Below are 20960 nucleotides of genomic sequence, written 5' to 3'. Positions count from 1 at the left end.
TAACGATGTGTTTTTCAAACGTATATTTCGAACCTTTTAATGCATCCATGGTTATAAGCAGTTTTCAGATATAGCTTTTTGTACTCTATTTCCTGTTTTAAAAAGGCGAAGCCCGAAGAACAAAACGAGAAAAGATACGACCATAATATAGATCTCAAGTCCTGCAGTACTTATGGAAAAAGCTGCCGGCAGAATTACCAGCATACTGTCTAAGAGACCGTGGAGCAGAATTGCCAGCAAAGTATATCTCCCGGATTTTTGAACCCTTATGCCGTGCAGCACTACCAGGGTGGCACCGGTATGAAAGGCTATTGCAAAAATTCTTTCAATCCCGCCCAGCAATATGGAAAAATAACTCATATCAGACAGGTTTAGGTATCCTAAAGGATAGAGTATCAGAGCGGTTAAATTATTGATACCTACCAATAAGATTGCTTCAATCCCTCCATGTCCAAGTCCAAAGGATAAGCCGTCCCAAAGCCGGGTGTTTCCTTTCAGGAATTTCTGAAGGAAAAGAAGTCTTGCCGTTTCTTCAAATATGCCTGCAGTCACTCCAAGAAAAATACCATATGCGTAAGGCTGTGTCTGAAGCATAAGGAACCATTGAAAATTCGGCAACACATATTGAAGCAAAGGGATTCGAATTAACATCTGACTGATCACAAAAGCTGCCATACCAAGGAGAAAAGGTTTCAACATACGGTCAGCTTTCTTTCGCAGCAGCAGGAATCCGATAATTGGGATACCAAAACACAGGAAAACATCAAAGCCCAAGCATAATTCTTGTAATAAAATATTGTTCCCTCCACTCATACTGAACATCTCCTTTATAATTTGTTATTACTCGTTCCACATTTTTAAGTCCCAATCCTTCATGTGAGATTTTCGTGGACTGGAAACCCGTACCTGCTTTTACAGGTTCCGTTAACATGGAATTCTTTAAATTAATGGATATAAAATCATGTACCATAACAACACGAAGAATAATTCGTTTATCCTGGCTGTCTGCGGCAGCTTCAATGGCATTGTCCAGAATATTGGCAAATAACGTGGTGATATCCACCTCCCGGATAAAGCTTAAATCCACCTCCGAGATCTTAATATCAGCCTCGATGCCGTGGGCCTGCATTATCTGCACCTTGTCATTGAGTATAATATTTAGGATTTTACAGCTGGTGTAATATTTCTGTCCCAGCTGATTAAGTATCTCATGAACGTCTTTGGTGTATTGGCAGCCTATGAGATTCTGCTGTTCCATATACAGATGCTCCATTGCCAGAATATGATTTCTGATATCATGGACCAGCTTTCTTGTATTATCATATTTCTGTTCCAGATTCTCGTAATAACGGGACTGGATTACCTGCTGCTGTACGTAGAGATTTAATTCATTTTCCAAATGGGTATTCCGGGTAATGATATCAAATACACTGGTAAAGTATATATTAAGTCCAATAAGAAGAGCGATATTGATCTCAAAGAGAAGGATGGAGCTTTCTGATGGATAGACCTGCATGAAATACATCATACTGAACAAATTAATGATACTAAACATGGGAAGCAGAAAGGAGTTGAACATCTGCCTTCTGGTAATCTGCTCCTTCTGTCTTCTGCGTATTACATTTACCAGTATCTTTAACACCATAAACTCCACGAACCGTATGGTAATGATAAGGACCATATAATAGGCTGTTTTATTGATTAAGTAAATAATCCCCGCCTGAAACAACAGCTGCAGGAGTAAGATGGAAAGAATATCTGTCAGATATAAGGCAACAACAAAACCTGTATAATAAATGACATATAAGCGCAGACTGTTGTATAGATAGTGGCCTAATAAGGGAATAAACAGCAATGTAATAAGGTTGACCAGTCCGTTGCCTGTAAAGGAAAGCAGGAGAGTTATCAACATATATACAGTCAGGATAAGGTTTTTCTTAGATGCAGAGACGGTTATATTAGTACCGATGCTTTTCATGCCATTAAAAATAGTGGTAAGTATGAAAACACTTCCAAGCAGGGGAAGGACAAAATACAGTAATGTTTCGATCATAAGCGTAATCCCATTCCTTCCGACAGATAATGATTGAGTGCTTTGCGAAATTCCATGGATTTTTTCTGTGAAAGAGGAATCGTAAGCCCGTTTGACAGATAGATATCGTATCCTTTGATGCTCTTAACCGAATAAAGATTAACAACAAAACTCTTATGGGGCATAAAAAACCCTTTATCCTGTAATTCCAGCGCAAGCTCTGTGATCTTACGTTTCAGTATATGCGTTCCCTGGGCTGACCTTAAGTACACCTTACGGTTTAGATATTCGAAAAAAAATATATCATTTGGATTTATACGTATAATTCCGTCTGTGGTGTGAAATTCCAACAGTTTATCGGCAGGCAGCTGCATGTATTCAAAGGCTTCATCCAATTGCCTGTATAACTCCTCACGCTTTAGAGGCTTAAGAAGATAGGCAAAGGCATGGACGGCAAAGGCAAATACGGTGTAATCACTGTAATTGGTTACATAGATCAATTTGACCTTTTTGTTCTTCTGCCGTATCAGCTGTGCTGTTTCTATACCGTTTAGTTTCTGCATATCGATATCTAACAGAATGATTTCATATTCCAGGGTGCTGTTAAGAAGGGACTCCCCGCTGGTAAAGACCTCAACCTGTAGTTCTCTCCCCGGATACTCCTTTAATAAATTTTTTGTATGCTGCAGTACACTCATTTCATCATCACAGATTGCTATACTAATCATGGTATTTCTTGATTATCCTTTCTATACAGGCGCCATAATCATATTATAGGTACCCGCCAAAAATTTGCAATACATCTGGTCTAAGGTATGGCGTTTTCAGTCTAAGGTAAGCTTAAGATAATACTTTCGCTTATTTTACCATCTGCGACTATAAAATACAAACTGCAGGAAATTGACATTGCTTAAGGAATCTTGTATAGTTTAGTTTATCACTTGAAAGTCAGGTACACACTATGGAGATTAGCTTAATAACCTTTTTGATTGTCTGTCCGCTGGTATTCCTGGCGGGAGTTATTGATTCCATCGCCGGGGGCGGAGGCCTCATTTCATTACCAGCCTATTTAATTGCAGGAATTCCACCCCATTATGCCCTGGGAACCAATAAACTTTCCTCGTGTATCGGAACCTTTGCTTCAACAGCAAGATACATAAAGAATAAATCCGTAAACTACCGAATTGGAGCAGTATCTGTTATTCTTGCACTGGCAGGCTCTTTTCTCGGTGCTAACCTGGCACTTATGGTAAGCGAAAGTGTTATTAAGAATCTGCTGCTGTTTGTATTGCCCTTTACGGCTTTTTTTGTGCTGAAGAATAAAAAAACGGACGATAACAGAAAACCCTTATCCGATAAGCTGACTTTTCTGATAGCTTGTACAGCTTCTTTTGTGATTGCTGTCTATGACGGCTTTTACGGTCCCGGAACAGGTACTTTCCTTCTATTGTGTTATACGGTTTTGGCCAGAATGGATATTAAGACGGCCTCCGGCAATACGAAAATCGTAAATCTCTCTTCCAATATTGCGGCGGTTGTAACTTTTCTGCTTCATGGCAAGGTGGTTTTCCTCTTAGGCCTTACGGCTGCGATCTTTAGTATAGCCGGTCATTATATTGGCTCAGGACTTGTGCTGAAGAAAGGTTATAAAATTGTAAAACCAGTTATGCTGGTGGTTCTGGCACTGCTGTTCCTGACCATATTAACTGAAAGATAATAAATCCAATACAGGGACTTTTGCAAATGCAGAGTCCTTTTTTGTTAATAAATATCAACAGATGTCTGAGACTTGTAAACGCATTAAAGAGTATAAAATATAACCGCTGTCCTTTTTACGGAAACCTTTGCAGCAGCAAAATATATTCTGTGCCCTTATGGTGCACACAGACAGGAGTTAGGCTGAAAATAAATTTTTCAACCGCAAGTTTGTGCTTGCGCGCCACAAACTTGGTATGCGCAAAGAGCGTGCGCAAGAATAGAGGTCAAAATGAAATATAATCCAATAAAACTATTATTTATTATTTTTGGCTTTTTTGCATTGGGGCTTGGAATAATCGGTATCCTTCTACCGGTACTTCCGACCACACCTTTTTTATTGCTGGCATCTTTTTGCTTTGCGAAGGGATCCAAGAGATTTCACCAGTGGTTCAGTTCTACGAAGCTTTACAAAAAGCACCTGGACGGTTTTGTAAAGAACAGGGCAATGACCCTGAAAGCTAAGCTTTCTATACTGGTACCGGCTTCTTTCATGCTGATATTAGCTTTCTATTTTACACCAGTTATATATGGGCGCATAGTTATTGCTATTGTTTTTGTATTCAAGTATATCTACTTTTTTACCCGTATAAGAACCATAGCAGCAAAAGAAGGCATTATCAGTTCGGGAAAAAATTATGAAACAGCTAAGGTAGAAGAGGATACAGAGCTTTGATTATAGAATGAAAGAGGTATATTCGATATGATGATAAACAAAAGCTTGGTCTGAATGAAGCAATTATTTAAAGTCTCTGCTGAAAGAAAGTGAGGACAGAACTGTTGTCTTAGTATCTCACCGAGAGTCCACAATGAAGATTGTTTAAGATATATAATATGGCCAATGGAAGAAGCAGACAAGCTGCCGATTTTGTATACAGCAAACGTACATAATGGTACTTTTGCTGCACACAAGCTCGGCAGCTTGTTCGTTATCTGCATCTTTAATCGATTTTAGAATCAATCAGTTTCCTAAGCCCGGAAGCCACGGCCAACAATTTCACTGGTATTGGTTATCAATATAAAAGCATCGGGTTCCGTTTCTTTGATAAAACGCCTTAGCTGTACTGCCTGACTTCGGTTCATTACGGCAAAGATAATTTTTTTCTCCTGATTACTGAAGGCTCCTTTGGCATCGCTGATGGTAGCACTGCGGTGGAGGGTATTTAGAATGAAGTCCGAAATGGGTTTCGGATCTTTGCATATAATCGTCAGATATTTATGAAGATTCAGATTCTCAATAATGGTATCTACCATGGTTGATTTCACTAATAGGCCAAGCAGGGATAATAAGCCTGTAGTGATATCAAAGATCAGGAAGGAGGCCAGTGTCAGGAACAGATCGGTAATAAACAGTGATCTTCCGATATCAATATTTGAGTATTTTTTAAGTATCATGGCAACAACGTCCGTACCACCGGTTGAAGCTCCAATATTAAAGAGAATAGCAGCACCTACTGCCGGTAACAGCACGGCAAATGCCAGTTCTAACATGGGTTCATTGGTTAAGGGACCCTTTAAGGGGAAGAGATATTCTAATAAACTCAGGGAAGCAGACATCAAGATGCTTCCGTAAGCAGTTTTATTACCAAAGCTCCGGCCTATTACCAAGTACCCTACAACCAGCAGGATCATATTAATTACAAATACAACGGTACTGGTGCTGATCTTTGGTCCTAAGAGGCTGCTTAATAAAATGGCTAAGCCTGTAACACCGCCAATGGAAAAATTATTGGGAAATTTAAAGAAATATACTCCCAAAACCACTAATTCCACACCAGCAGATATCAGCAGATATTCTTTTAAATTGTCAACGAGTTTCTTTTTCAGTTCCACAAGGTCCTCCTTAAATAATACCCAGAAGTATATCCTGAAACGGTATCATATCACCTAGCCTATCGTTTGGGGATAAATACTGCGGTATTTATCATTTGTATTTAATCAGGCTTTCATTCACCGGTAATTAAATTGGTTCAAGCCCTAAAATAGTATGATAGTAAGCTCATAAAAAGTCAAGAGAGAATAAAGAAATAAGATAAGAATAAAGAAAGAATTAGGATATAGTTTCATCTCAACCGTGATATACGGATTTGGTTATGGAAAGGTAAAAAAAACCGAAAACACATAATAAGATGTGTTTTCGGCAGTGGATTTAAAATGATAATTGTATTACAAATGTGTATCTGCGTAATACCTTGCATAAATATCTATGTCCGTCATACGAGAAACATATCATACGCTGCAGCAGCTTCATTTTAATTCGTCATTTGATTCACTGTTTTATATTTGTAGATTCTTTCTGCATGATTTTGTTCCTCTGTCTCAATACCATTTAGGAGTTTTCTTACATTCGAATCACCAAACTGGAAAAGATCAAAATTATATGCGGATGCAACATATTTCTCAGTAGTGATGGCATCTGTACATAAAAAGGTGTCATTGTCTTTGTCGGCCTGATTAAAATTTCCGACATAAGTTGCCGTAGGATTATATTCTTTGCCTGCTGAATCCTTAGAATTCCCAGAAGGCACGGTTCCGCTAAGAAGCTGATCTAAGGAATCGTAATGTTTTTGTTCTTCTTTTTTGATGGTATTAAATAAATTCTTTAACTCAGTATCTTTTGCGGCGTTCTCGTTTTTGGTGTACTTATCAATACACAATTTCTCCTGATCCTGTAAATCTTTAATAAGAAAGCGCTCTTTCTCTGAAATATTTAACATATAGTCTTTTATTATAAGTGAAATTCAAATTTCAATGGAATTCACTTATAATATACCTCCTTTATTCTTTCATTTATAAATATTATTTGGTAAAGCTGTGAAATTTATGCATAAATAAGTGTTAGAAATGAAGGTATATCAGAGGAAAGCGAATAAGAAAAAGGAATTATTCTCTTCCTTTCCAGGCAGGCAGTTTCTTTAATGTACGTATTGCAAGCTCATGGGCAGCCTTCTCGTGAATTCCTTGCGTTCGTATAAGAAATTCTGTGGTACCCTTAAGCTTTTCCTCGTAGGATTGAAGTGTGCCGTCTGGTCTTGCGCAATAGATACAGTAATCTTTACTTTCATCCTGTAGAGGAAAATCATCTGTTTTCTCCATAGGCATTCCGCAGGAAATACAAATTTTCATATATGCTCCAATCTGTGCGCCAGCACGTTTTGCTTAATTTAGTTCATTGAATCAAAACATTCTAAAGCAGGAACCAGACAGTGACTGATTCCCTGGAAACCGGAGATGGCAAGTGTCATAATGATGGAATCCCGGATTTCTTCTCTGGTGGCACCGGCTTGTCTGGCCATTGGTACGTGGGCAGTTACAGCGGCTGTATCACCCTGAGAGGCTTTGATACCGATAAAGATAAGCTGTCTGGTCTTATCATCTAAGGCCCCCGCTGTTCCTATGGTAGCAAGAAGGTTATTATAAGCACCTGCTATTTCAGGTGATTCTTTCAGGAATACCTGAAAGGGATTAACGTTATTCATAATTATTTTCTCCTTTCAAAGGGATCGACTCCCAGTTTTATCAGCTCTTTCATACCAAGCTCTGTAATTTCAAATTCTTTCTGGTTGCTAAGGCTCTTCTCGAACCAGCCAAGTTCCACGAAGCGATTAAATAACCGGTTTCCCAGGGTCCCACCAAGATGCTCATAACAACATTTGGCTTTCAACAGTTCTTCTTTTTTGGACGTCATATATCCTTCCTCCCTCCTGACATGATCTTTTTTATTTCCGTATTAAATTCCAATCTGGTTTAACCGATAGCCTTTGCAGAGCGGAATGCGGGAAGAACGTAACTTTTTAATCAATATCACATTTTGTTATTCTGCTGCATCAGTAGTGAAGAAAAGGTTTCTGTCAGTGTAGCTTTATATGCGGCAATAACACTTTCTTCCGGTGCAAAGATATCTCCATTTAAGAGATAATGGTGTATAAGTCCAATCCACATATTAAAGAGAAGGGCAGGTGAGAAAGAGGACGTATCAATCTTCTCAAGGACTTTACTAAAATGCAGGGAAATGGCTGATTGGGCTATAATGAAGGTGTCTCTGACCTCCTGGGATAACATACGGTTCTCAATCACCAGTCGGGTGTAGAAAGCTTCGTATTCAGAAATTGCGTCAAGGTGGGCTGACAGCAAATCCTTAAGGGAGGAGCTGGACTCAGACAGTTTATGGGTACGGAGGGCTATCTTATTGCAGAAATGATTCACCACCTCTGCGATAAATTCTTCCTGGGTGTTGAAATGAAGAAACACTGTTCCGTGTGATACCCCGGCAGCTTTTGCGATATCCGACATCCGGGTACCCAGAAAACCCTGGCTGGAGAAAAGATCGAAGGCTGTATTGAGAAGCAATGTCTTTGTCTGTTCTTTTTTTATTTGTCTTGCAGTTGGTTTATTCAAAATGATGACCTCTCAATCACTGACTATGGAGTCAGTATAATCCTGTCTGTGAAAGTTGTCAATGTTTTTGTAAAAATATTTCATTTAGATTCTTTTTATGATAAAATACCTGATAAAAGTGAGACCTACGAATGATAGTAATTCTTTGGGTTCATAAAACGCAAGGATAATAAAATTAGTAAACTTATGAGAGGTATACCATTATGCAATACCTGACAGGGTTCAACCTTCCCACGCAATACGATATGGATTTATATGGTTTAACATCAGCCTATCCCTTTGGCGTGTTGTATTTTAAGGAATTAAATCATATATTCTTTGACAGGATAACAATATTTTATGGAGGAAACGGCAGCGGGAAATCCACACTGTTAAATTTGCTGTCCGATAAACTGGAGCTCCCCAGACGGACAGCCGTTGACAGAACCAGAGAATTTGTTGATTTTACCAGAAAATGCAGTGTAAGCTTAAATACGGAAGAAGGGATTAAAAAGATACCGTCCGGAAGTAAGATAATTACCAGCGAAGATATTATAGATGGAATTCTTGCCCAGAGAAAGGAGAATAAATCAACAGGAATTAAGCAGGAACAATCCTACGAAGAATACAATAACTTAAAATACACACCTTTTCAGTTCACTTCGATAGCAGACTTTGATCAACTGAGAAAAGTAAATCAGACCAGGTCAAAAACAGCAACCAAATATATTAAGCTGAACGCAGGAGAAAAGACCAGAGAGTTCTCCAACGGAGAGAATGCTCTTCGTTTCTTTGACAAGGAGCTGACCCCAGGGAATGTCTATCTTCTGGATGAGCCGGAAAACAGTCTGTCCCCTAAGTATCAATATGAGCTGACAAAGCTTTTATTTGATTTGGCCAGATTTTTTGATGTACAGTTTGTAATAGCCACCCATTCACCTTTTGTACTGTCCCTTGAAGGTGCACGTATCTATAATCTGGATGAGGAGCCTGTTGAGATCAGAAAGTGGGAGGAACTTGAGAGTATCAGGTTCTATCATGATTTTTTTATGAAAAAGAATCATTTATTCTAGAAAGAGATTATTGCCTGCTCTCCTGGTATGAAACAAGGAAATGTAAATGCTCTATAGGAGATGGCAGACAACTATCACTGGATTATCTTTTTTTAATCTAGACAGTTACTCTTCTCTGATAAGCTCGGACTGTGACAGATAACAGGAAGCAGATAATAAAATAGGTGGCAGCAAGAAAGCCAAACAAAGCCATAATCTCTGCTGCTGTAACAGCTTTTCCCATTACAATGTCAGTAAATTAATGTAAACAAAAACACAATAAATGTTAAATTAATAAAATTATTTACATCATTTACAAGTGTGAAATCTATTATCCATTGACAGGATGCAACCGATATAGTTACTATGCGTATAGAAATTGGTTATGAAACATATAGAGTCACAGATTAAATAAACTGTGTAGGAACGTTGGTTCATATTCCGGAAACAGCAGGTAAAATCGAGTGATAATAATTTTAAGCAAGCGAGTGGTAAAGAAAAAGAAAGGTGCATTTCCTATATGAGACATTTACAGCAAGATATTATTGATACCGCATATAGCTATTCAGAAAACTTCAAGGATTACGGCAATTATGATTATTCTATCGAAAGTTTAGAAATTGTTGACAGACATATTCAGGAGATGGGAGAGTATGATTTAACGGAAGAAATGATATATAATATTTGCTCAATGGTAGGAAGTTACATATTTGAAACTGCCAGAAGGAATTATGGTGGAAAATATCACTGGCTGGAAAAGGAGGAACAGCCGGTTTTAGTTGCTGGTGGAGCTGATTATTCCGTCAGTATTAAAGTTTGGCAAAAGGTGAAGGGCCGTTTGCTGAATGGAAAAGAAGATAATATTCCTTTTTATATTGCGGGTTATAAAGAACATGTCAATATAGGTGTAACGAAAAAAGGATATAACGTTATCATTGAATAGAAAGTGTAAATCCATAGGGAATAATAATAGTAAGTAAAACAGAGCAGACAAGTCCATTTTAAGGCCTTGTCTGCTCTGTTTTACTGTGAGTCAGCCATTCGTAACAGGTAATTTATTTTACCTGATAGAGTTATGGGATAAATAAAAATGTAAATATCACAGCAATATAATATGAGCTGATAATTTTTGCTATAATATTATATCAGTCCGTTATGTAAAAACTGGTAAAAATACTGATATATACAGAAATTTACTGATATAACCACGAAAAAGGATAACTTTGGGAAAAAATAATATAGGTCTAAATACCTATAAGAAACATGTCGAGAAGTGTAAAAAAAAGTATTATAATAGGTTCATGAATTTGCTTGATAAGCAAAGAATTAAAGCCGAAGGATGACAAAATTTAATGTTTCTAAGGAGGGCATATGCCAGGCAGTGTATTAATCGTAGATGATGCTATTTTTATGAGACGTGTTATTAGAGAAATGTTGGAAAAGAACGGCTATGAAGTAGTAGGAGAAGCAGAGAATGGAAAAATTGCCATTCAAAAATATAAGGAGCATAAGCCCGATATTGTAACCTTGGATATTACAATGCCGGAAATGTCCGGAAGCATGGCGCTTAAGGAAATTATGAATCTGGATCAGGCTGCAAAAGTAATAATGGTTACAGCTATGGGGCAGGAGGAACTGGTAAAAGAAGCAATCATAGCAGGTGCCAGATCTTTCATCGTAAAGCCTTTTACAGAAGAAAAATTAATACAGGTATTACAAAAAATCACATAAAGAGGGGCTTTTATGGATTACAACAACGATTCTTTGTTAGACATATTCTTATTCGAAACGGATCAGCTGATTGAACAATTAGAGGACAGCATGCTGACCAGTGAGAAAGAGAACAGCTATTCCGCTGAATTTGTAGATGAGGTATTCCGTATCATGCATACGATAAAGGGATCCGCAGCCATGATGATGTATGAAAGCATCTCACTTCTGGCTCATTCGATGGAAGATTTATTTTATTATGTGCGTGGAAACAGCAATTGCAGCATCAACCACTCCAAACTAACTGATCTGATATTGGAGGGAATTGACTTTATTAAGTCAGAAACGGATAAAATTAAGCAGGGAGTATCCGCAAATGGTAATTCCACTGTCTTAATATCCAGTATACAATCATATCTATTAGGCTTAAAAGAAAAAGATTCAAAACAGGTGGCGGCAACCGCTACCGATCAAAAAGCTATTCCAAATTCTATTAATACCCAAATTTATGAAAATACATATACATATCGAATATCACTTAATTTTGATGAAGGCTGTGAAATGGAGAACATCCGTGCATATGGAGTGGTGCACCATCTTAAGCCTTTGGTATCAGAATTGTATTATTATCCGGAAGAGATAATAGAGGATGATGCCACTGTCATGGAAATCAGAGACAATGGATTTCATATGTGTGTCAGAACAACAATGGAACCTGGGGAAATCGCTGCTTATATCGACAGTGTTTCCTTTAAAAAGTCATCGGAGATTCTTGTTCTTGATACCTCTGACCTGAGTGCGTGCTGGTCAGAGTTCCTTCATGACATAAGAGCAGTAGAACTGGGAACTGAGGTACATTTTAATACGGATATCAGCAGCGAAGAAGCAGGAGAGTCAGGGAAAATAACAAAAAATACAGAGAAGGAAGATATTTTTCAAATAAAAGAAGAAAGAAACAACACAGTTGATATTACTGTGGTGGATGAAAAAGACACAATAAATAATACGGATAAAATTAACAATATAGAAGAAAAAAATTATGCTGCAGCAAAAAAAATTAAAGATAACATCCCTGAAATAATTACAGCAAAAGAAGCAATAAACGGAGCAGTGAGAGGAACAACGAAGGAGCCGGTAAGAGAAAACGGTAATGGGAATACACAAAGTCTCATCAGTGTTAACGTTGGAAAATTGGATAAACTGATGGATCTGGTAGGGGAAATGGTAATTGCTGAAGCTATGGTTATTGAGAATTCCGATTTGAAGGGATTAGAGCTTAACAGCTTTTATAAGGCAGCCAGACAACTGAGTAAAATAACCGATGAAATACAGGATATGGTTATGTCGATACGGATGGTTCCATTGGCAGCTACTTTTCATAAGATGCAGCGTATTGTAAGGGATATGTGCAAAAAACTGGATAAAAAAGTTAATCTTATCGTCAGTGGGGAAGAAACAGAAGTGGATAAGAGTATTATCGAGCATATTTCTGACCCACTGATGCATCTGGTAAGAAATGCGCTGGACCATGGGATAGAAATGCCGGAGGACAGAATAGTCAGTGGTAAGAATCCCACCGGCACAATCTCATTAGAGGCGAAAAATGCAGGCAGTGATGTACTGGTTATCATTAAAGATGACGGCAAAGGCTTAAGCAGAGAGAACATCCTGCGAAAAGCCAGGGAGAAGAACCTGCTTACGAAAGCAGGAGAAGAGTATAGTGACAAAGAAGTATTTGGCTTGATAACCTTACCTGGATTTTCCACAAAGGATGAAATCTCGGAGTTCTCAGGCAGAGGTGTGGGAATGGATGTTGTAACAAAGAATATTGAAATGGTCGGCGGTTCTATTACCATTGAAAGTATTGCAGGCAACGGGACAACCATAACCCTTAAGATACCTTTGACGCTGGCTATTATAGACGGAATGAACATCAAGGTTAAGAACAGTTATTATACACTGCCTACCATCGGCATCAGAGAGTTTTTCCGTCCTGATGTGAAAGATATCATAATGGATCCCGATGGCAACGATATGATTATGCTTCGGGGGAACTGTTATCCGATTGTAAAGCTTTATGAATATTTTAAAGTAAGTGAAGGCTACCGTAGCTACGATGAAGGCATAATGATAATGATTGAGCACGATGATAAGGTTATTGGTATTTTTGCAGATGAGCTTTTAGGACAGCAGCAGGTAGTCGTAAAAGCCATGCCGGAATATATAAGAAGACTAAAGCGAATAAAGGGACTTGCGGGGTGTACCCTCTTAGGGGATGGAAACATCAGTCTGATACTGGATGTTTCCTGGCTGATTCATATATAGCATCAGCTGAACTTTTAAGTGTGCCTGCAGCATTATTCATGAAAGGAGCAGGGTAAATGGAAAATGTGACAGATGAAATCATGGAATGGGAGGAGGATACACAAAAAGGAAGGTATTTGACTTTTCTGCTGGGAAAAGAAATCTATGGAATAGAAATAAAATATGTGACTGAAATCATAGGCATGCAGGTTATAACGGAAATGCCGGATTTGCCTGAATATATTAAGGGAATTATTAACCTGCGAGGGAAAATCATCCCGCTTATGGATGTCAGGCTTCGATTTCATAAAGAACCGGTAGCATATAATGACAGAACCTGCATTATTGTTATTGATATTGATTTAATAACGATTGGGCTGATAGTAGACAGTGTGGCAGAGGTACTTGCTATTGAGGAGCATAACCTGGTTGAACCTCCTAAACTAAATAAGAATTTTCAGAACAGATACATAAAGAATATCGGAAAATCCGATACGGACGTCAAGCTGCTTCTGGATTGCGAGAAATTAATCTCAGAATCAGAAGCTATGGAAATTAATGAGGCATTATAAGCATGCGGAGGGTGAAGGAATGAAATTATTTAACAACTTAAAGATTGCTGTGAAATTAATAACCAGTTTTGTGCTGGTGGCTCTTGTTGCAGGTATGGTAGGAGCAGTTGGAATTTTCTATATAAATCAGATAAATACGCTGGATACGCAGATGTATGAAAGACATACGGCTACCATGGATGAAATAGCCTCTATCCTGAGAGATTTTGGGTCAGAACGTGTGGGAGTACGTGAATTGCTGATCAATACAGGAACAGCTGAAAGAGAAGCGGTGGTTGCAGATTTTGATGAACTGGATAAAGCAATTAAAGAGAATATGTTAAGTTTTAAAAATCAGTCCGTTGATAAGAAAGTGCTTGAAGCCTATGACAGCCTGGAAGAGGTGTTTTCAAGATTCTATACTTACAGGGATAATGTCATAGCAGCTGTGAATGCAGGAGAGTTTGAGAAAGCAAAGACAAGTATCTCCACAGAAGGAAAGAGTATTACCAAAGAGGTGGAGGATGCCTGTGACAACCTGTTGGAATTAAAGATGAATCTTGCTAAAGAGACCTCCGAATCTAATGACCGTGCAGCCAGTGGTGCCATTTATACTATGTTAGCTATTATAGCGGCAGGAATGGTAGTAGCTGTAACACTTGGTATTTTCGTTTCCAGATTAATCAGCAAACCAGTTAATAAAATGGTGGAAGCAGCCAATAAACTGGCTCTGGGAGATGTAAATGTAAATATCGAGATTCACAGTAAGGACGAAATAGGAAGTCTTGCAGATTCCTTTGATAAAATGATTGCAAATATCAGAAATCAGGCAATTACGGCAGAAAGAATGGCAGCAGGTGATTTGACAATTGAAGTGGAGGTTCGCTCTGAAAACGACTTGCTTGGCAAAAAGTTAGCGGAGATGGTTGATAGAAACAACGAAGTCCTGAATAAGATAGCAGTTGCTTCTGATGAAGTATCAGCAGGTTCCAAGCAGGTATCAGACTCCAGTATTGCGTTATCTCAGGGAGCTATGGAACAGGCAAGCACCATTGAAGAGCTTACAGCATCCTTAGAGGAAATTGCCGCACAGACGAAATTAAACGCAAAAAATGCAAGTCAGGCGAATGATCTGGCAGGGGTGGCGAAGACCAACGCACTTCAGGGAAATGAGCAGATGAAGGAAATGCAGAAGGCAATGGAAGAGATAAATATCTCCTCCTCCAATATTTCTAAGATCATCAAAGTAATTGATGAAATAGCATTCCAGACGAATATACTTGCTTTAAATGCAGCAGTTGAGGCTGCAAGAGCAGGTCAGCACGGAAAAGGCTTTGCAGTAGTTGCAGAGGAGGTGCGTAACCTTGCAGCCAGGTCAGCAAATGCTGCAAAGGAAACAACAGATATGATAGAAGGTTCTATCAAAAAAGTGGAAGCAGGTACAAAGATAGCAGATGAAACTGCTTCCGCTTTAAATAAAATAGTGGAAGATGTAACAAAAGCAGCGACCCTGGTAAGTGAGATCGCAATGGCTTCCGATGAACAGGCGGCAGGTATTGAGCAAGTGAATCAGGGCATAATGCAAGTATCAGAAGTGGTACAGATTAACTCCTCAACCTCAGAGGAAACCGCAGCCTCCAGCGAAGAACTATCGGCACAGGCAGAATTACTGAAAGAATCTGTCAGCAAATTTAAACTAAAAAGCCTTTACGGAAGTTATTAATATTATCAAAAGAAGCCGGTTGAAAATACTTTATTTTCAACCGGCTTATTTCATTGATTTTCCTTTGCGTTCAAAGCTTGATTCTTTGTTATCCCTTTGTGGATTGGCAGCAGCAATTAGAAGTGAAAATAAAATAACAGCAAAAATAAAATAACAGCAAAAATAAAATAGCAGCAAAAATAAAATAGCAGCAAGAATAAAATAGCAGCAAGTAAAATCAAGCCGTAACCGCTCTATTGCTCTATAATAAGAAGAAGGGTAGTTCAAAGGAGGCTGGTTCAAAGGAGGCTGGTTTAAAGGAGGCTGGTTCAAAGGAGGCTGGACAAACGAGAGGAAGGGACGAAGGTACGATCGGTGAAACCCCACTGGACAGTTTAAGCATATTTAAAGGGATCAATTTGAGCGTATAACCTGACTTTGTCAATAAAAATGGAGGTAAGATATGAAAAAATGGTATAACGAGGAATATGAATGGGAAATTGAGGTAACAGGATTTCTTCGCAGCGATCACACGGAGCGGTATTGCCGAAATGGTGAGGAGGTCGGAGATAAATATAGCTGCACTTATGGCTGTCCCGTAAATACAGACGGACAAGGTATCTGTTCCAAAGTAATGATGATGATGTTTCCAATTATGGAAGCGGTCAGAAGTGGCGGAAATTTAGAAAATATCGGAGGAGACAGTCAATACAGCAAAGACCTTGTATGTCCAGATGGCTGTGTTATGTTCAGACTGACGGCAAGGAAACTTGAAAATGAGAATTTTTATACAGGGAAATTTTTTGACTGAGAAGGAGAATATTTCTGCAACTCTTTTCCGTAACTTGCTTTAGCTCGCCTTGTTTTGCATCTTAACAAGGAAAACGATGCAAGATAGTAAATATCTTTATGATACAATATCTCTAAAAGCTATATAGCCAATTTATGCTCCGGTTTCTCTGTCAGCAATGGAAATTTATCAAAAAATAGAAAAGAAGCACTGGTAAAGAGAAAGGTAAATTGCTATAATAGTAGCCGAGATTTGTTAAGAAAGAAGCAGGAGATATCTGTAACTTTGACTGTATAAAAAGTCAGGATTGGATGTCCGGAAAAGAGGCTTGGATGAAAGAATACCGATTAGATGAAATAGAGAACCTTAAGGTTCACGGAAGAACAGCAGGCGTATTGAGTCCTCTACCATTGTTTTGGACGGGAAGCGGAATTGAGTTAAATGTCAGCGGTTCCGAGCTCTGGATTGAAGTGGAAGCAGGATATAAGGAATATGAACCCTGGCTGGGATTATGGGTGAATTCCATACCTGTTGGCAGACAGATGCTGAATCGCGAAAGATACTGGATATGTGTATTTCGCGGTATGAATGCTGAGAAGGTCAAAAATATCCGTATTATCAGAGAAGTACAGGCCATGAGCGGTGATCCTTCCAGTTATCTGGTAATTCATTCCATCAGGACAGATGGTGAATTCCATACCCTGGAGGAGAAGCCGTATAAAATAGAATTTATTGGTGACAGTATAACCTCCGGTGAAGGTGTAGTTGGTGCGAAAGAAGAAGAGGATTGGATATCCATGTGGTTTAGTGCAACTGACAATTATACCGCCATTACTGCAAATGCCCTTCAGGCAGACTACCGTGTTCTATCCCAGAGCGGCTGGGGAGTTCTTACCAGTTGGGATAACAACCCCGACTGCAGCATACCTCAGTATTATGATAAAGTATGCGGTCTTTTAAAGGGAGAAATCAATGAAAAATTAGGTGCTTTTAAGGAGAATGATTTTAATGCCTGGCAGCCGGACCTTGTAGTCGTTAATCTTGGTACCAATGATGGTTCCGCATTTTTACAGCCCGAATGGTGTGACGAAACCACAGGAAGACATCATAAGCAGCGTATGAACGGTGATGGAACATATCATGCGGAAGATATGGAGGCCTTCAAAGAAGCAGTGATAAGCTTCTTAAAGAAAATCAGAGCTTACAATCCAAAGTCGCAGATAGTATGGGTATATGGCATGCTAGGCATTCCTATGATGCCCTATATCTATCAGGCAATAGATACTTATAAAATCAGGACCGGGGACAAGCAGGTATCAGTATTTCAGCTTCCTAATACCAATGATAAAACAGTTGGTTCCAGGTGGCATCCGGGGAAATTATCCCATAAGAAAGCTGCGGAAGAACTTAGCGGTTATCTGAGAGAACTTCTGGGTAATTAAGAAAAATGCCAGCACAGTCTTGCCTGAAATTTATGCAAAGTAGTACTGGATTATTGAAGCTGATTGTGATAATATATATTCCATATTTCAAAAGGGTATTGGCGTGGCGATGGTGCCGGCAGTACCCTTTTTTGCGGGTAAATACAAAGGAATATTTTGGATGGCATAAGACCAAATGTTCAGAAAGAGGCCATATGGATAAGGGTAAATTAGTAAAGCAGATATTAATGATTGGAGTTGGAAATGCAGTGATTACAGGTGCTGCTTTTCTGGGAGAGAGTTTTTTCTCAAAAGAAGCAGCAGTTCTGACAGCAACACTGCTGATATTTCTATACACCGGTTTCCTACTTTATTTTATAAACAAAAGAAGCTATAAACTGTTTGCAGAAATTATGAGGGTTCTGAACAGATTTAACAGTGGTGACTTTACCGCCAGGATTCGTCTAAACCCAAAGGATCAGGAAACAAGACAGATAATCAGCAATTTTGACAATCTTAGAAATATGTTAAATACATGGATTTACGGATTTTTGCATTCTGCAGTTGCTGTAAAGACCTCAGCCCTTGAGATTACGGCAGATACTGAGCATACAACCGAAGGCATGGAGGAACTTAATATTTCACTGAATGAAATCAGCCAATCTTTTGATGAAACTTCAGCCATGCTTTTTGATGTTTCAAAGGCAGCGGAGGGGTTGTCTGTCAGCGGGGCTGATATTGCCCGAAGCAGTACAGAAGTAGTTGATAGTGTGCGTCTTGCAAAGGAAGCTGCGAAAGAGGGGGGAGCTGCTCTTGAGAAAATGTCTGAATCCATGTCAGTAATGCAGACAGAAGTTACGGGAGCTTATGAAAAGATCTTGCATTTAGAGGAGATTTCAAGGGAAATCAGCAGCATAACAGAAGCTATTTCCTCTATATCCAGGCAAACCGGTATGCTTGCCCTAAATGCCTCCATTGAATCAGCCAGAGCCGGTGAATATGGCAAAGGGTTTGCTGTTGTAGCGGAGGAGGTACGTAAACTGTCGGATGAAACCAAAGATGCGGCAGGCAGAATCAATGAACTTATTTTAACGGTACAAAATGAAGTACAGGCAGTTGTTGGTTCCATAGAAGCAGCAAAAGATCATGTATACAGTGGGGCTGAGGTTGCCGTACTCGCGGATGAGAGGCTTAAGAATATTATGTCGGTTACTGGTAAGACCCTGGAATATATGGAAAGCATATCAACGGATGTTCGAAAACAGTCAGAAAGGACAGATGTCATATCAAGAAATGCCCAGGAGGTTGCAGAGAAAGGGCACAGCGGAACAGCCTCTGTTCAGGAAATCTCATGTGTCATGGAGAACCAGGCAGAAGATGTACAGAAGACCAATGTAGCCACTCATAAACTGCTGGATATTTCAGAAAATCTAGAGAAGGTAATGGAACGCTTCGATTATAACCTTGGAGAGCATATGATAAAAATTTGTGAAAAGCTGGTTGAACTTATCACAGAAGGTGAGAAGAAAAATCAGCCAGTTTCGGATGAGAAACTTGAAGAATTGAGGAAACATTATAAGCTCGCAGAATTTCATATAACAGATGCCTTTGGAAAGGTAGTTTTAAGCACCTCTGGTTTCCACGGTTTTCAATTCAGTGACAAAGAAGGCGCTCAGACCTATGAGTTCACCAGAATGTTAAAGAATCCTTCTTTAAAAGTCAATCAGAAAGCTGCTTTTCGTGACATCGATAACAAGTTGTTTAAATATGCCGGAGTTGCCTTGCCGGAGGGAAAAGGGATAGTGCAATGTGGACTGGATGCTTCAAAGCTTACGGAGTTTGCTGAGGCCTGAGAAATAATCAGCCCTTGATGTATATATTATACAGAAATAGAAAAACTTAAGAACAGGAGTTGAATAATTTTCCTGTGGTAAGATTCCGTTTTTAAGGAATTAGATTCCAGCAATAATCGGATAAAGAATAAACTTAAGTTTGTATGATGATAGATACACATAGAAAGGGATTTTCAATGCTGGTTATAAAAAATGGCAAGATTTTCACTATGACAGGTAAAGTTTATGAGTGCGGAAGTGTTCTGGCAGAAGAGGGAAAGATAATTTATGTAGGGGAGAATCCCAGGTATGAAGAAAAGGAAGATACGGTTGTCATAGATGCCACAGGTCTGTGGGTAATGCCAGGATTAATCGAAGCACACTGTCACATTGGAATTACGGAAGAAAAAGAAGGGGAGGAGGATGATGACTGCAATGAAACGACCCAGCCGGTAACCCCTTATGTCAGAGGCCTGGATGCGGTGAATCCTATGGATCCCGCCTTTCATAATGCCATACAGGCTGGAATTACATCTGTTATGGTAGGACCGGGGAGCAGCAATGTAGTAGGTGGCCAATTTCTGTTTATAAAGACACAAGGCAGAGTAATAGAAGACATGATAGTAAAGGAACCGGCAGCTATGAAGATAGCTTTCGGGGAGAATCCTAAAAGATCTTATAAAGATCTTAATAAACCTCCGGCCTCCAGAATGAGTATAGCAGCCATGCTGCGGGCAGAGCTGTTTAAGGCGAGCAGTTATAAGAAAAAGAAAGAGCAGGGGCCAGCAGCTGATGTGGAGGAGGATTTTAAGCTGGAGAGCTGGATTCCGGTATTAAATGGAGATATACCACTAAAGGCTCATGTACACCGGGCAGATGATATATTAACAGCTATTAGGATTGCAAAGGAATATCATCTTAAGCTTACCCTTGATCACTGTTCGGAAGGACATCTGATAGCAGAGGAGATATATAAAAGCGGATATCCTGCCATTGTGGGACCGGGAATGTCCTGTCGCAACAAACTAGAAATTAAGAATGTGGATTTTAAGACGCCGGGAGTTCTTGCACGAAATGGTGTTAAAGTCGCTATAACGACAGATCATCCGGTTACGCTGATTCAGTATCTCCCCATATGTGCGGGGCTTGCTGCCAAAAAGGGACTTGGTATAGAAGAAGGGTTAAAAGCTATAACCATCAATGCAGCAGAAATATGTCAGGTGGAAGACCGGGTAGGCAGCCTGGAAGCGGGAAAGGATGCAGATATAGCTATATTTACAGGAAATCCAATGGAGGTGTTTACCCATACAATGTATACAATCATTGACGGGAAGATCATATATGAGTGGAAGGATGAAATGGAAGACGGAAATACAGGAAGGCCATAATAGTTAGAAGAATTCAAAAAGAGAGCATCCATCGGAAAATGCTCTC

The 20960-nt window shown here is 39.2% G+C and carries 21 protein-coding genes; 12 read left to right on the top strand and 9 right to left on the bottom strand.

All coding sequences use genetic code 11. The features are described 5' to 3' along the window. Positions 1-51: 51 nt before the first annotated feature. The 3 genes from R2R35_RS06515 to R2R35_RS06505 are packed head-to-tail and all read right to left on the bottom strand — an operon-like array spanning position 52 to position 2760. Positions 52-813: a YhfC family glutamic-type intramembrane protease gene (locus tag R2R35_RS06515; RefSeq protein ID WP_317733700.1), complete on the bottom strand. Its 762-nt coding sequence runs from the start codon at positions 811-813 to the stop codon at positions 52-54. After that, positions 764-2053, bottom strand: a complete 1290-nt coding sequence (locus R2R35_RS06510; RefSeq protein ID WP_317733699.1) for an ATP-binding protein — start codon at positions 2051-2053, stop codon at positions 764-766. The genes R2R35_RS06515 and R2R35_RS06510 overlap by 50 nt, the downstream gene beginning before the upstream one ends. Then, positions 2050-2760, bottom strand: coding sequence for a LytR/AlgR family response regulator transcription factor (locus R2R35_RS06505; RefSeq protein ID WP_317733698.1), 711 nt, complete (start codon positions 2758-2760; stop codon positions 2050-2052). The genes R2R35_RS06510 and R2R35_RS06505 overlap by 4 nt, the downstream gene beginning before the upstream one ends. Positions 2761-2993: 233 nt before the next feature. On the opposite strand from R2R35_RS06505, the gene R2R35_RS06500 reads away from it, so the two are divergent. Together R2R35_RS06500 and R2R35_RS06495 are read left to right on the top strand one after the other, a co-directional pair. Continuing rightward, positions 2994-3749 (top strand): sulfite exporter TauE/SafE family protein, encoded by a 756-nt coding sequence (locus R2R35_RS06500; protein ID WP_317733697.1) that lies wholly within the window; start codon positions 2994-2996, stop codon positions 3747-3749. Positions 3750-4019: 270 nt separating this feature from the next. Continuing rightward, the gene (locus R2R35_RS06495; protein ID WP_317733696.1) at positions 4020-4463 is read left to right on the top strand and encodes a YbaN family protein; all 444 of its coding nucleotides are present in this window, start codon (positions 4020-4022) and stop codon (positions 4461-4463) included. Positions 4464-4756: 293 nt separating this feature from the next. Here R2R35_RS06495 and R2R35_RS06490 read toward each other — a convergent pair whose 3' ends face one another. From R2R35_RS06490 to R2R35_RS06465, 6 genes are all read right to left on the bottom strand, one after another. Further along, complete coding sequence (locus tag R2R35_RS06490) at positions 4757-5614, bottom strand: YitT family protein (RefSeq protein ID WP_317734754.1); 858 nt, start codon at positions 5612-5614, stop codon at positions 4757-4759. Positions 5615-6039: 425 nt separating this feature from the next. Next, positions 6040-6504, bottom strand: a complete 465-nt coding sequence (locus R2R35_RS06485; protein WP_317733695.1) for a ferritin-like domain-containing protein — start codon at positions 6502-6504, stop codon at positions 6040-6042. 166 nt (positions 6505-6670) lie between these two features. Further along, positions 6671-6913, bottom strand: a complete 243-nt coding sequence (locus R2R35_RS06480) for a zinc ribbon domain-containing protein (protein ID WP_317733694.1) — start codon at positions 6911-6913, stop codon at positions 6671-6673. Between the two features lie 38 nt (positions 6914-6951). Further along, positions 6952-7266, bottom strand: a complete 315-nt coding sequence (locus R2R35_RS06475; RefSeq protein WP_317733693.1) for a carboxymuconolactone decarboxylase family protein — start codon at positions 7264-7266, stop codon at positions 6952-6954. 2 nt (positions 7267-7268) lie between these two features. Then, entirely contained in the window at positions 7269-7475 is a 207-nt protein-coding gene (locus R2R35_RS06470; protein WP_317733692.1) for a hypothetical protein, read from the bottom strand. A gap of 116 nt (positions 7476-7591) precedes the next feature. Next, entirely contained in the window at positions 7592-8185 is a 594-nt protein-coding gene (locus R2R35_RS06465; protein WP_317733691.1) for a TetR/AcrR family transcriptional regulator, read from the bottom strand. 203 nt (positions 8186-8388) lie between these two features. On the opposite strand from R2R35_RS06465, the gene R2R35_RS06460 reads away from it, so the two are divergent. The 10 genes from R2R35_RS06460 to R2R35_RS06415 all read left to right on the top strand — a co-directional run bounded on the left by R2R35_RS06460 (position 8389) and on the right by R2R35_RS06415 (position 20914). Beyond that, complete coding sequence (locus tag R2R35_RS06460) at positions 8389-9237, top strand: AAA family ATPase (RefSeq protein WP_317733690.1); 849 nt, start codon at positions 8389-8391, stop codon at positions 9235-9237. 499 nt (positions 9238-9736) lie between these two features. Continuing rightward, on the top strand, positions 9737-10159 hold the full coding sequence (locus R2R35_RS06455; protein WP_317733689.1) for a hypothetical protein: 423 nt from the start codon (positions 9737-9739) through the stop codon (positions 10157-10159). Positions 10160-10587: 428 nt separating this feature from the next. Continuing rightward, positions 10588-10947: a response regulator gene (locus tag R2R35_RS06450; RefSeq protein ID WP_317733688.1), complete on the top strand. Its 360-nt coding sequence runs from the start codon at positions 10588-10590 to the stop codon at positions 10945-10947. 12 nt (positions 10948-10959) lie between these two features. Further along, on the top strand, positions 10960-13251 hold the full coding sequence (locus R2R35_RS06445) for a chemotaxis protein CheA (RefSeq protein WP_317733687.1): 2292 nt from the start codon (positions 10960-10962) through the stop codon (positions 13249-13251). Positions 13252-13307: 56 nt separating this feature from the next. After that, entirely contained in the window at positions 13308-13802 is a 495-nt protein-coding gene (locus tag R2R35_RS06440; protein ID WP_317733686.1) for a chemotaxis protein CheW, read from the top strand. A gap of 19 nt (positions 13803-13821) precedes the next feature. Continuing rightward, positions 13822-15504: a methyl-accepting chemotaxis protein gene (locus R2R35_RS06435; RefSeq protein ID WP_317733685.1), complete on the top strand. Its 1683-nt coding sequence runs from the start codon at positions 13822-13824 to the stop codon at positions 15502-15504. 442 nt (positions 15505-15946) lie between these two features. Continuing rightward, positions 15947-16294, top strand: a complete 348-nt coding sequence (locus R2R35_RS06430; RefSeq protein WP_317733684.1) for a TIGR04076 family protein — start codon at positions 15947-15949, stop codon at positions 16292-16294. A gap of 311 nt (positions 16295-16605) precedes the next feature. Then, positions 16606-17715 (top strand): SGNH/GDSL hydrolase family protein, encoded by a 1110-nt coding sequence (locus R2R35_RS06425; RefSeq protein WP_317733683.1) that lies wholly within the window; start codon positions 16606-16608, stop codon positions 17713-17715. Between the two features lie 194 nt (positions 17716-17909). Further along, positions 17910-19547 (top strand): methyl-accepting chemotaxis protein, encoded by a 1638-nt coding sequence (locus R2R35_RS06420; RefSeq protein ID WP_317733682.1) that lies wholly within the window; start codon positions 17910-17912, stop codon positions 19545-19547. A 176-nt stretch (positions 19548-19723) separates the two neighbouring features. Then, positions 19724-20914 (top strand): amidohydrolase, encoded by a 1191-nt coding sequence (locus R2R35_RS06415; RefSeq protein WP_317733681.1) that lies wholly within the window; start codon positions 19724-19726, stop codon positions 20912-20914. Positions 20915-20960: the final 46 nt, after the last annotated feature.

This window comes from Anaerocolumna sp. AGMB13020 (assembly GCF_033100115.1).
Lineage (GTDB): Bacteria > Bacillota > Clostridia > Lachnospirales > Lachnospiraceae > Anaerocolumna.
This window is presented reverse-complemented; position numbering and strand designations above follow the sequence as displayed.